The organism is Clostridium nigeriense (genome assembly GCF_050585245.1).
In the GTDB taxonomy this organism is placed as follows: domain Bacteria; phylum Bacillota; class Clostridia; order Clostridiales; family Clostridiaceae; genus Clostridium; species Clostridium nigeriense_A.
On the sequence record NZ_JBNOOF010000002.1, the window covers coordinates 1 to 13,197 of the forward strand.

General features: G+C 30.9%; 9 protein-coding genes. 5 read left to right on the forward strand and 4 right to left on the reverse strand.

Going from position 1 to position 13,197, the window contains the following annotated elements:
* Window positions 1-420: 420 nt before the first annotated feature.
* Window positions 421-1,197, forward strand: coding sequence for a class I SAM-dependent methyltransferase (locus tag ACQPUY_RS03415; protein WP_430839528.1), 777 nt, complete (start codon window positions 421-423; stop codon window positions 1,195-1,197).
* Between the two features lie 143 nt (window positions 1,198-1,340).
* On the opposite strand, the gene ACQPUY_RS03420 is transcribed toward ACQPUY_RS03415, so the two are convergent.
* Complete coding sequence (locus ACQPUY_RS03420) at window positions 1,341-2,426, reverse strand: ArsR/SmtB family transcription factor (RefSeq protein ID WP_430839529.1); 1,086 nt, start codon at window positions 2,424-2,426, stop codon at window positions 1,341-1,343.
* A gap of 282 nt (window positions 2,427-2,708) precedes the next feature.
* Between ACQPUY_RS03420 and ACQPUY_RS03425 the strand changes: the two genes are divergently transcribed.
* The 4 genes from ACQPUY_RS03425 (at window position 2,709) to ACQPUY_RS03440 (ending at window position 10,563) form a co-directional block, all read left to right on the forward strand.
* Window positions 2,709-8,627: a S8 family serine peptidase gene (locus ACQPUY_RS03425; RefSeq protein ID WP_430839530.1), complete on the forward strand. Its 5,919-nt coding sequence runs from the start codon at window positions 2,709-2,711 to the stop codon at window positions 8,625-8,627.
* 67 nt (window positions 8,628-8,694) lie between these two features.
* The gene (locus ACQPUY_RS03430) at window positions 8,695-9,408 is read left to right on the forward strand and encodes a hypothetical protein (protein ID WP_430840245.1); all 714 of its coding nucleotides are present in this window, start codon (window positions 8,695-8,697) and stop codon (window positions 9,406-9,408) included.
* A 47-nt stretch (window positions 9,409-9,455) separates the two neighbouring features.
* Window positions 9,456-9,785: a hypothetical protein gene (locus tag ACQPUY_RS03435; protein WP_430839531.1), complete on the forward strand. Its 330-nt coding sequence runs from the start codon at window positions 9,456-9,458 to the stop codon at window positions 9,783-9,785.
* A 223-nt stretch (window positions 9,786-10,008) separates the two neighbouring features.
* Window positions 10,009-10,563 (forward strand): maltose acetyltransferase domain-containing protein, encoded by a 555-nt coding sequence (locus tag ACQPUY_RS03440; RefSeq protein WP_430839532.1) that lies wholly within the window; start codon window positions 10,009-10,011, stop codon window positions 10,561-10,563.
* Window positions 10,564-10,781: 218 nt separating this feature from the next.
* On the opposite strand, the gene ACQPUY_RS03445 is transcribed toward ACQPUY_RS03440, so the two are convergent.
* The 3 genes from ACQPUY_RS03445 to ACQPUY_RS03455 are packed head-to-tail and all read right to left on the reverse strand — an operon-like array spanning window position 10,782 to window position 13,020.
* The gene (locus ACQPUY_RS03445; protein ID WP_430839533.1) at window positions 10,782-11,471 is read right to left on the reverse strand and encodes a radical SAM protein; all 690 of its coding nucleotides are present in this window, start codon (window positions 11,469-11,471) and stop codon (window positions 10,782-10,784) included.
* Window positions 11,464-12,027: an ECF transporter S component gene (locus tag ACQPUY_RS03450; protein ID WP_430839534.1), complete on the reverse strand. Its 564-nt coding sequence runs from the start codon at window positions 12,025-12,027 to the stop codon at window positions 11,464-11,466. The genes ACQPUY_RS03445 and ACQPUY_RS03450 overlap by 8 nt, the downstream gene beginning before the upstream one ends.
* Window positions 12,028-12,045: 18 nt before the next feature.
* The gene (locus ACQPUY_RS03455) at window positions 12,046-13,020 is read right to left on the reverse strand and encodes a nucleoside hydrolase (protein ID WP_430839535.1); all 975 of its coding nucleotides are present in this window, start codon (window positions 13,018-13,020) and stop codon (window positions 12,046-12,048) included.
* Window positions 13,021-13,197: the final 177 nt, after the last annotated feature.

The following is a 13,197-nucleotide window of genomic DNA, read 5'->3' on the forward strand; positions in this document are numbered from 1 at the left end:
ATTATAAATAACAATCTTATTAAAACAGAAAATGGAGATCTAGTTGAAAAGCAAGCAGCTCAAGTAGTTGTTAAGGATACGACAGAAATCGAACTATAGTTTTTAAGTATTAATTTCATTTTACTCCGAATTTAATTTTTATATAAAGACCCTTAGTAGAATAATGAAAGTTGTTATACTAAGGGTTTATTGGCTATTAAGTATACCTAGACAAAAATATGAGATAAGTATATAATAATTTCAATAAGAATCTTGATAAATAAAGGCTTAGAGCCTTTGAAATTAATAAAAATGTAAATTTAGAACCTTGAGAGATCAAGGTTTTTTCTAACAGAAAATCAATGTTTTATATAAGTATTAACAAGAAACGTTTATCCACTTTATAAGTTAAGCAATTATATTAAAAGGGGAGAAAAAGAAATGACAGTGGAATTAGAAAAACACTATAATAAATTTTGTGAAGATAAAAGATTAACAAGAAGACATGGACAAGTTGAATATATAACTTCTATGAAATATATTCATGAATATTTAAATGATGATAAGAATTTAAAAATATTAGATGTTGGAGCTGGTACTGGAAGATATTCAGTATCATTAGCTAATGAAGGATATGATGTTACAGCAATTGAACTTGTAAAACATAATCTAGGAGTTTTAAAGGCTAAAGGTAGCTCAGTAAAGGCTTTTCAAGGTACTGCGTTAGATTTAGCTAGATTTGAAGATAATACTTTTGATATGACATTAGTTTTTGGACCAATGTATCATTTATATACATTTGAAGATAAAGTAAGAGCTTTAGAAGAAGCAAAAAGAGTAACTAAAGTAGGGGGAAAGATATTAGTTGCTTATCTAATGAATGAGTATAGTGTAATAACATATGGATTTAAAGAAAATAATATTAAAAAGTGTATTGAAGATGGAAAGCTTGATGAGAACTTTCATGTTATATCAAATCCCGAGGATTTATATGACTATGTAAGAATTGAAGATATTAATAAAATAAATGAAGCTGCAGGAGTAAAGAGAATAAAAATAATTTCAGCAGATGGGCCAGCTAATTATATGAGACCAATTTTAAATGCTATGGATGAAGAAACATTTAAAACTTTTATTGATTATCATTTATCTACATGTGAAAGAGAAGATTTATTAGGGGCAGGTGCTCATACATTAGATATTTTAACAAAAGAATAGATAACAATTTATAGTAATAAAATTACACCCAAAATATTAGCTATTGCTTAATATTTGGGTGTAATTTATTGTATTTAGAAAACCCCGAGTTAGATGTGGGGTTGCGGATAGCTTATAGCTATGATTATTGACTACGATTGTAATTAGCTTTTATTACAGAATAGGTCTTTCTGGCTTGTAAGAAAGGTTTCAAAGGCTTCAGTATCAAGTGAATAATAAACTCTCTTGCCATCAGTAGTGCAAACCACAAAACCATGATTGATAAGTTTGCTCATGTGGTGATGAATTGTATTCCTAGAAAGATTAAGGTGATTTGATAACTCTATACCGTATGCACTTTGTTGACGTAGATAACAGAGAATATCAAATCTTGTACGATCTCCTAAAAGGTGGTAAGCTTCATAGACATTGTCTACATAGGAAATCTGTCCGTTTAACATATCTAAAAGATCTTTACGTAGGATTCCGCAGTAAATATTCACATTATTGATATTTACATTAGAGGTAAGGTTTGTATCCATACCAAAAATGAAGGGTCTTAGGTGATATTCTATTTCATCTACAGGCTTTAGCTTTGATATTTTCTTAAAAAATTCCATGTATCCAGTATCAACTACTTCTATACTAAAATTATCTATTATGTCTGTTAAAGAATTTTTTTCCTTTTTTAAAGTATTAATAACAATTTTTAGACAGCAAGAAATTTCATTTAATACCTCTTGATAATTTCGGTAGGTGTCTAGAATAACTATTTTGATTTCAGCTGGAACAGAAAGTAACAGAATTTTGTCTAAGAATTCTCGGTCATTTAATGAACCAGGAATATTGCAATTATCTGAGATATCCAAAGCTTCAGCAATATTATAGGCAACTCTATCATGTGAGAAACCTTTCATATATGAAATTAGAGAGTCAAAATCTTCATCAAATTCTTCTAAAACATTATAGAATAGGAGGAAGGCAACTGAAGTTGATCCGATGGTATTGAAAGGAAAACCTTCAAGGTTAGCAAAATATTTATTTAGTATATCTTCATTTATAGATATATTTTTATCCATACGAATAGTAAGTTCTTTAAGTTTAGAAAATGTTTGATGAAACGAATCTTTATCTTTTAATTTTCTTTGTTTAATCTTTTGTTCTAAGTGATCCCAAGTATTACCTGATGCCTTTCGACCAAGATATGCAAGAGCTTCAAGCAGCAGGTTAGGTTTATCTTTATAATCCATAGTATAAATTTCCCTTCTTCTGATACCTTTAGGCACATTTTTTTACTTTTTTATTAATTTTGAAAATAATCGTTTTGAGTATTTCATATAATAGCATTTTTGTCAAGTTTTACAATAGTTATAATTATATAAAAATGGTTTTTATTGACAAGGAGTGGGAAAAAGTATTATTATATTTATGTATAATATATATAGAACATAATGTTACATATTGATTTAACATTACTAGTAGTATATATTGTACGAGTTGTAAATAAAATTAAATAAAAAGGGGGCAAAAACATGAAAAAGATGAATCGTTATTTTTCGGGAATTATTACGATTTTCATGTTAGTTGGGATGTTAACGACTAACACTCAGGCAGATATAAAGGAGAGTGATGATTCTCAGCTGACGGCTGTTGAAGTTGAGGGAACTCCTAGGCTTGATGAATTAAAAACAAAACCAAATGAATCACAGGTAGAAACTATTTATGGGGACGATGAGATAGTTACAGCCATCGTAGAGATGGAAGATGCTCCTGTGATGGATTATTACGAAGTTAGCAATTATTCTTTACTTGATGGAGAAACTTCAGCAGGGGAAGCAGTATCTAACTTTTTATCTTCAGAGGATGCTAAGATAGCATCTGATGAAATAATTGATAGTCAGCAGAATGTAATTTCTAAGATATCCACACTAGCTAATGAAAGTAGTAATATAGCTAGAGTGTCTGAAGGTGAATTTGAAGTAATTGATAATTGGTCTACTATCGTAAATGCTATGGCTATTCGTGTACCATATGGTATCATTGATAAAATTAGTGGAATAGAAGGAGTTAAGCGTGCTTATGTTGAGCACACATATGATCTTCCTGACCTTATTGAGAATTCAGTGGTGCAAGATGGCAAGGAAAATTACTCCTATAGTTATGATATGATAGGGGTTGATGAAACCTGGAGGCAAGGGGATACAGGTAAAGGTATGCTAGTTGCAGTTCTTGACAGTGGACTTGATATAAAGATTGATTGGAACGGAGAAGTTGTACGTACACATGAAGCCTTTACTGATGATTCTTTTATGAGTGGAAATCCAACCGATGGAATAGATGATTGGAATCTACGTTTCACTGGTAATAGTCTTGAAGAGTTTCTAAAGGGAAATCAACTTAATTCTACTACTGGAAATAATGGAAATCATATAACTTATGATAACAACGCACTTTATAAAAATTTAAAGGTACCATATGCATGTGACTATGCGGAGGGAGATTTAAATGTTTTACCTGCTGATAGCGATCATGGTACCCATGTTACTGGTACTATTGCAGGATTTGCTAGTACTGAGGAAGGGGAAGTTAAATTTTCAGGTGTTGCTCCTGATGCACAGGTATTATTCATGAAGGTATTCCCTGATGCTGGTGGAGGAGCAGCAGAAAGCTATATTGTAAATGCTCTTGAAGACTCTCTAAAGCTTGGGGCTGATATGATTAACCTAAGTTTAGGTTCTGATAATGGTTTTGCAAATGACGATACAATTCAGAATGATGTCCATGAACGTGTTAATAAATCAGGAATAGTTCTTATGACTTCTGCTGGAAATAGTGAAAAGTCTTCTGAAGGTAATAGTTACAATGGTAATAGCTTAACATCTAATCCTGATGAATCTATGATGTCATCTCCAGCTATTTATAGTAGTAATATTAGTATTGCATCTATAGACAATACTATTAAAGTACAATCATATTTCACGTGGAATGATAATGAAGGTAATGAGCACAAGGTTTCTTTCAACGACCCATGGTCTGTTGCTATGAAGGCGGACTTTTCAGATAAGGAGTATCCAATTTATTCTGTAGGTGGGGTTGGTACTTATAATGACTATTATAATGCCGGATTTAATAATGGATATAATAACGGGAAGACAGGTTTAGCGCTTGTAAAGCGTGGAGAGATATCCTTTGCAGATAAAGTTAACAATGCTATTAGTTTTTCAGGAGTAAATTCTAGTAATGAATCTTACGGTGTATTAGGAGTTATAGTATATGATAATGATCCTAACGGTACAGAATTAATTGGAATGAGTGTTTCAGGTACTAGTTTAGATTCAGCATTTATTTCAGGACAAGATGGTTATGAAATAGTAAATGCTTTAGAGAGTGGATATGATGTTAAAATAAAAGTTTCTAAAGTTGATGAAACACTTGATAATCCGAGCTCTGGACAAATGTCTTCATTTACTTCATGGGGAGCAGGTCCAGGACTTGAGCTTAAACCTGAAATTACTGCACCAGGAGGAAATATATGGTCTACAGTATTAGATAAGGTTAACACAAGCAATAACGGATATACTGGAAGTTATGAAATGATGAGTGGTACATCTATGGCAGCTCCTCATATGGCAGGTGTTGGTTCGTTGGTTCGTCAGCATATAGCTAAAGAAAGTGCCTTTGCAGGAACTCCAGTGGCATCTATTGGAGATATTGTTAGCCAGTTATTAATTAGTACTGCTATTCCTCAAAAGGATAAAAATGGATCATATTATTCTCCACGTCAACAGGGGGCAGGTCTTGTAAATGCATCAGCAGCTGTGTCAACACCGGCTTATATAACAGTTGATGATAAGAAGGTTGGTAAGTTGGAACTTGGTGATGACCCTGATAAAAATGGTAGTTATAATATAAGTTTTAATTTAAATAATATTTCAGATAGTGATTTAAAATATAATGTTGAAGTTGTCTTGATGAGACCTGATACAGAGTCTACATCTAGCAAATGGGGTGAACGTAATGTTATTTCTAATAATGATGTTATTATAAAAACTACATCACTAGGAGAAGTAAGTGTACCTGCTGGTGGGAACACAACATTTAGTAATACTGTATCATTAACAGATAGTGAAAAATCAGAGTTGGACAGGCTATTTGAAAATGGAACTTATGTAGAGGGATATGTAATTTTAACTGATGCAACAGATAGTGAGAATCCTCAGATAGGTATGCCTATGCTATCATTCTATGGTGATTGGTCTAAAGCTCCAATATTTGACTCAGCTTTATGGATTGACGAACCTGAAGATGGCGAGAATGTATTAAATAACGAATCCACTTGGAATACTAATATAGTTGGAAGTAACCAAAAAAATGATATCTATGGAGTTATAGGATTCTTTAATCTTGGTCAGAACGTATTTGATGAAATGTCATCTAGCAGTCAGGTTATATATAAAGAAGAAAATATAACACTATCACCTAATGGAGATGAGTATTTTGACCGTATTGATGACTATATTCTTTATCAGCTTCGTGATGCAAGAGTAGTAGTTATTGAGGCAAAAGATTCTGAAACTGGAGAGGTTTATATGCGTGATTGGGCTTCTTATCCAACAAAGAGTCTTTATAATTCTAGCTTAGGTGCTGCTATACCATTTAGCCTTTACGGTACATTCCCAGAATGGGGTGGGACTGATATGGAGGGAAATGTACTTCCTAGTGGAACGAAGTGTACCTATACTATTACTGCTTATGGAGATGGAGATTATGGCGACGAAGTTTATAATGAAGAAGTAGATAGATATGTTACAAACTTTGATTCCATAATTCCTGGGGAAAATGAGCCTACATTTAATGGTCATACAATGGATATGACTGGAGATGTTATTTCCTTCCCAGTTACTATAGATACAGTAGCACCAAAACTTGAAAATAATGCTGTTAGAATATATGAGAAAGATGGTCGCACATATATTACTGGAAAAGTATATGATGAAGATGGATCAATTGCATCTGTTGAAATAGCACCATATGTAACACGTACCTATAAAGAGGGTTATGGTGATCCTAATTATTCTCAAATAGGTATTGATAGGAATAATCCATTTTATGTTAATAATGTTTATGAAGCAGAAAAAAAGGAGCTTACATTTACTGTAGATGTAACAGAATATAGTCATGCTAATGAGTCATATCCAGGTGAAAATAATTATTATGATTATAAATGGAATGGAAATGTTCTTGTTTCATGTGGAGACTATGGTGCTAATGACAGAAGTTATGCGATAAAAATTGATGCTTCAAGTGGAATTGTTCTTTCACAGACATCTGCTCTATTAAATCCTGGACAGCAATTTGATTTAAGTGTTAATAATAATACTGAAGTTTTAGCTGATACCCTTACACGTACCTCAAGCAATCCTGAAGTTGCTACTATTGATGAGTATGGCCGTGTTACTGCTATTGCACCAGGACAAGCTGTTATTACTGTTTCAAATGGTAGTTCCTCTGCTACTTGTGTAGTAGCAGTTGAAGAGAAAAATACTGAGGTTAAGAGTTTTGATTTATCTATTGATAGTTTTTCAGGATTAAAGCCTGATGGAGAACTTGTAGTTAAGGTAAATAATATTCAACCAGCTAATGTTAAGATAGATAATATACGATGGGAAGTTTCAGAAGATGAAGATTATGCTAATGATTATGCATCAGGTCTTATTACTGTAGGAAAGTATTCTAGTGATGCTCTTTCAGGATTTTTGTATCTGACAGTAAATTCATCACAAGAAGTTCTTCCTAAAGGCCATGGAGTATTAACAGTTACTATAGGTGATGTACAACGAAGTATGGATATAGACTGGGATCAAATTTATCAGTCTAATAAAGAAGATGACATTATTTCTGGGGGAAACTATAATTCACAGTCAATTTATGTAACTCAGGGTGAGACAGCTACACTAATGGCAAAGTATAGGCAATCTAGTTTGCATCAGATAGGAGATGTGAATACAGAACTTAAAGGACTTAAGCTTGATGGAGCAGATTTCTTCAGTATAGGGGGAAGCTATAAGGCTAAATTAGTGAATGATGAGGGTTATGCGTTACCATCTGATGTTCATATTTACATTGTATATTCAAACGGCTATAAATATGAGATTAAGAACTATCCTGGCTATAATGCTTACACATATGATTCAAATACAGGGGAAATTATCATTAACTATGCCCCAAGTGGTGCAGATAATAAGCTTCTCATTGTAGCAGATGGCGTAGAGAGTGAAGGTGCCAAGGCTGGTACTATATCTGATACGACATATGTTAAGCCAGATGGAATGTTTGGACCATTTGATTGGACTCTTACAAAAGGGAATGGTGAGATTGAATTAGGCGAAGCAAATGTAAATGGAAAGAAATATGAAGCGGCTATGTATACTCCATCTGAACCAGGAGTGAGCTATATAACTGCAACTACGAAAGATGGACAGTATTCTGTGAATTTTGCAGTAATATCTGAACCAGTTTTAGCAGATAAGATAACTCTTGATACACATAATATAGAGATGAAGGTTGGTGAAACAGCTAATCCAGTAGCAATATTGTCTCCAACACCAACTAATGAGAAAGACAAAGAACTTACTTGGACAAGTTTTAATCCAGAAGTTGCTACTGTTTCGGAAGATGGAACTATAACTGGATTATCTGAAGGATATGCATATATAAAAGTTGAATCAGCTACAGATAATAATGTAAAGAGTTATTGTATTGTTAAAGTTTCAAAAGATACTGAAAAATATACAGTTACATTTAAAGATTACGACGGATCTATTTTAAAGGAAGAAATAGTTCAAAAAGGTAATAGTGCTATAGCTCCATCTGATCCACAAAGAGAGGGATATTCCTTTACAGGATGGGATAATAGTTTTGAGAATGTTACAGAAGATATGACTGTAACAGCACAGTATTCTATAAATAGCTATACTATTACTTTTACTGCAGATGGTAAGGTTATTGGTACTGTAACTAAGAATTACGGAGAATCATTGACAGATAATGAGTATCCAGAAATTCCTCTTAAGAAGGGATACACTGGTTATTGGAATAAGGTAACAGATTATATTAAGAATGATATTACAATTGAGACTGTCTATACAGCAGATTCAGGAGATACAGGAACAGATAACCCAGGATCAGGAGGTTCGGGAACAGATAATCCGGGACCTGGAGATACAGGAACAGATAATCCGGGATCAGGAGGTTCAGGAGTAGATAATCCAGAACCAGGGGATTCAGGAACAAATAATTCTGGTTCAAGCGATTCAGGATCGAATGGTTCATCCTCTTACGATAAAATTCCGAATACAGGAGGAAGGGATTGGAAAATTGCTTTATGGATTGCTGTAATTTTATGTTCTATAGGTGCAGTGATGAGGCGTAATAGAAGACAGGTAGAATAAAAATATAGAGGCTGTGGCACTAAATTGTTAGTGCACAGCTTCTTTTTTTGAGAAAAATAATCTTATTATACTCACGGATGGTTTTATGCATATAAATACACTAAATGCAATAAATGTACTAGATAATCTAATGTATAGAGATTTAATCCCAAAAAGTGTATGTGTTTTTGTAGATAGTAATAATAACAGAGTTGAAGAGCTAGCTTTCAATAAAAATTATGGTGAGTTCATTACTAATGAAATTCTTCCATGGGTTTATAATAATTATAATGTAACTACTGAATCGGAAAAAACAATTATAGGTGAAGATAATACTTTTGATATAACATTAGTTTTTGGACCAATGTATCATTTATATAAATTTGAAGATAAGGTAAGAGCATTAGAAGAGGCAAAAAGAGTAACTAAAGTAGATGGAAAAATATTAGTTGCGTATCTTATGAATGAATATAGTGTAATAACATATGGATTTAAGGAAAATAATATTAAGAAGTGTATTGAAGATGGAAAGCTTGATGAGAACTTTCATGTTATATCAGAACCAGAAGATTTGTATGATTATGTAAGGATTGAAGATATTAATAAAATAAATGAAGCAGCAGGAATAAAAAGAATAAAAATAATTTCAGCAGATGGTCCAGCTAATTATATGAGACCTATTTTAAATGCTATGGATGAAGAAACATTTAAAACTTTTATTGATTATCATTTATCTACATGTGAAAGACAAGATTTAGTAGGGGCAGGAGCTCATACAGTAGATATTTTAATAAAAGAATAGTTTATTTATTATTAATCCACTAAAAATTTTGTAAAGGAATGATATTTATGGCATTAGGTTTTTTATTTATTACAACAATTATAATTGGAATAATTATAGCAGAAACAATAACTATAGCTTTTTTAAAGAAAGATACTATATTTAATGAAATTTGGTTTATATATTGTAGCTTAATATTAATAGTAGCACTTACAGTAATTGCATTTACTGCATTACCAAGTAGCTATGTTATTTATAGGATTATAGCAATTTCTTTAGGAGCATTAGGTGCTTTAGGAGTATATTTAGGCAAGTTAAAAAAGTTAGACTTTAAAATGAGTATAGTTATAATTGCAATATCTTTAATAGGAAATTATTATATAAGTTTCTTTATATAATACAAAAATATTATTTTTACCTAGGTATTAAGGCGGGAAGATTTACCACTTACTACCTAGGTTTTATTATTTTCGCCTATAACTTAATTTGATACAGCTTATTTTTTACAAAATTCTTTAGGGATTATATTGATTGCATTAATAATACAAGAATTTTTTATAAGATAGGAATATAATAACATTATAATATTAAAATAAAATTTAAGGGTGGGTAAGATTTATTATGACAGAAAAAGAAAAAATGATTAAAGGTGAAATGTATTTAGCAGATGATGAAGTTTTAGTAAAAGAAAGACTTAATGCTAGAAGACTATTTAGAGAATTTAATTCTACTTTAGAAACAGAATTAGAAAAAAGAACTGAAATATTAAAAGAATTATTTGGAGAGGTAGCAGGAAAAATATACATAGAGCCAACCTTCAAATGTGATTATGGATACAATATTAAAGTAGGTGAAAATTTCTATGCAAATTATGATTGTGTAATGTTAGATGTATGTCCTATAACAATAGGAAATAATGTGTTTTTAGCACCAGGAGTTCATATTTATACTGCTACTCATCCATTAGATCAAATAGAAAGAAATAGTGGTTATGAATATGGAAAACCAGTAAAAATAGGTGATAATGTTTGGCTTGGTGGAAGAGCTGTAATTTGTCCAGGGGTAACTATTGGAAATAATGTTGTAGTTGCAGCTGGAGCAGTAGTTACTAAGAATGTTCCTAATAATGTAGTTGTTGGTGGAAATCCAGCAAAAATTATAAAGAGTATAGAATAATCATTATATAAATAAGAGGGTATATGAGGGATATATTATGTAAAATTAATATAGATAATTTAAATAATAAAGAAGCAATATTTAATGGAAATAAAGTTTCAGTGATAAATAATAATTTTGAGATTAATATATAAATATAGAAGAGGAGCTAATCTTTAGTGAATTTTTATTCACTAAAGATTAGCTCCATTTTTATTTAATTACATTATGTAGCCTTATTAATCTCCAACGCCAAAATCAGTATTGTTATATAATACTTCAATATTGTCATAGGAATCTAAATATTTATATTCTTCAATAAACCATTTTACTAGTTCCTCATCTCTTTTTATATCTGTTGTATTATTTACAAATACATTTAATGTGGCATATTTGAAGTTTTTAAGGACTATATCTATATCTCTTTTAATCATTTCTTTAGTTTGACCTTTTATTCCAATTAGTAAACAAGCTGATTCAAAGTGTTCTTTTACATCATCAGGAGTTTTAAAATTTGCATTTTTATTTAATACTAAATTTCTAAAGTTATTATCAAAGGTTTCTACACCTATTTTAAATACAATTGGAATACCGAAGAATTCTCTCATTTCATCTAATCTATTTTTGTAGCACCAATGGCTTTCTAAAAATAATTTTTCTATATTTTTTTCTTGAATTATTTTCTTTATATCATTTAAAGTTTCTTTAGGAATTTCAAAGCAGCTACCTGAGTTTATAACTTCTAATACTTTAAATTCTCCAGTAATATTTTTTAATACTTCTTTATTTAGGTTTACTATTTCTTCTTCGTTTAAGCTATTATCATCTATATAGTCACAAAAGCTACATTTTCCCCAGACACAAGGAAAGGCTTTTAATAGTACAATTTCTCTAATATTTTTATTGATTATTTTATTATATCTATCCATTTATTACACCTATTTTTTCCTTCATATTATATGGTAAAGATTTAATTAAGATTAATACTATAAAAATAGTAGCGGCCTTATCTAATAAATCAAATAATATTTGAGTTGAGAAAACACTAGCTACTATATTTACACCAACGTTTTTCAAGTACATAACTACAAATGTAGATCCAGAGGAAGTTATACCACCAAAAACATAGGCTGAAATTAATGAAGCAATTAGTGAACCTGCTATAGTTGAGATTAAAATGCCTAAAACTATAAATTTACCTTTAAATAATCCTTTTTTATAGCATAAACCAGCTGTTAAGCCTATTACTATTTGAACAGGAAAGAAGTATAGTGAATATGGATCAAAGGTAAAGCCATTAATTAGTGAGGTAGCTAAACCAGTTATTACACCACTTAGTGGTCCAAATAAGAAAGCAATTAAGAATGTTCCTATTGTATCTATAAATATTGGAAGTTTAAGGGCAATAGCGATAAAGCCTCCAAGAATGTTTATTACAACAGCAATAGACATAAATGTTAATTTTAAAATGTTATTATTTCTCATGATTCTATCTCCCGATTATCAAATTAAGCCATATTTTTTATTGTTAAGTATTAATTTTATATCATTAATATGTTCAGGGAATAACCTGAAAAGAAACATTTCCATAAATTTCTTAGAATCAACTTTAGTTAAAACTAATCCATTATGTTCTTTTTTATAGAATTCGCCTACATCAACTAAGGTTTGCCCCATAGCAATTCCATTAACAACAATATCTAAATAAGAAGTAAAGCCTTCACAAATACTTCTATCTATAAAATAAGCTACAGCTAAAGGGTCATTAATAACACATCCAAGGGTTCTTTCTTGTTTCCAATGGAAATCAACATAAAATCTTGTTATATCCACAATAAATTTACCTATTTCTCCGCCAATTTGATTTATAACTTCTATAAGATTAGGAGTTAATACTATTTCACGGGTAACATCTAGACCTACCATGGAAAATGGAACTTTACTTTTATCAAAGACATTTTTTACACTATGAGGATCAACCCAATAGTTAAATTCTGCAACTTGTGAACAATTACCATGGGATTTAAATGCACCACCCATAGATACTATTTCCTGAATCATATTAAAGGAAGACTCATCTTTTTCTAAAGCTTTTGCTAGATTAGTTAAAGGTCCTAAAGCAATAATGCTAACATCACCTTCTTTAGCACTATCTAATATAAAATCAATTCCGTTATAATTAATTTCAATATCAGCTTCTTCATAATTAGTTTCACCTAATCCATCTTCACCATGAGTGTCTTGTGCAGTAACTAATTCTCTAACTAAAGGTGTACTTTCACCAATATAAACTTTAATATCATCTCTCCTTAGAAGTTTTAAAACTTTTAAAGCATTTTTAGCACCTTGGTTAGCAGGAACATTTCCAGATACAATACTTATTCCTATAACATCTAGTTCAGGTGAATTTAAAGCTAGAAGTAGAGCTAATGAATCATCAATACCTGGATCACAATCAATTATTACTTTTCTTTTCATTTACATTTCTCCTTACCGATTATATGAAAATTTATATTCATAAATAATAAAAAAGTAATTCTATATAATTTTGCTTATTCCGTCGCATTCGCTCCAAGTCATCGCAAAATTAATAGAATCACTTCAGAGCTAAAGGATGGAAATTATAAAACCTTATTCACAGGGTAACACTTTTAT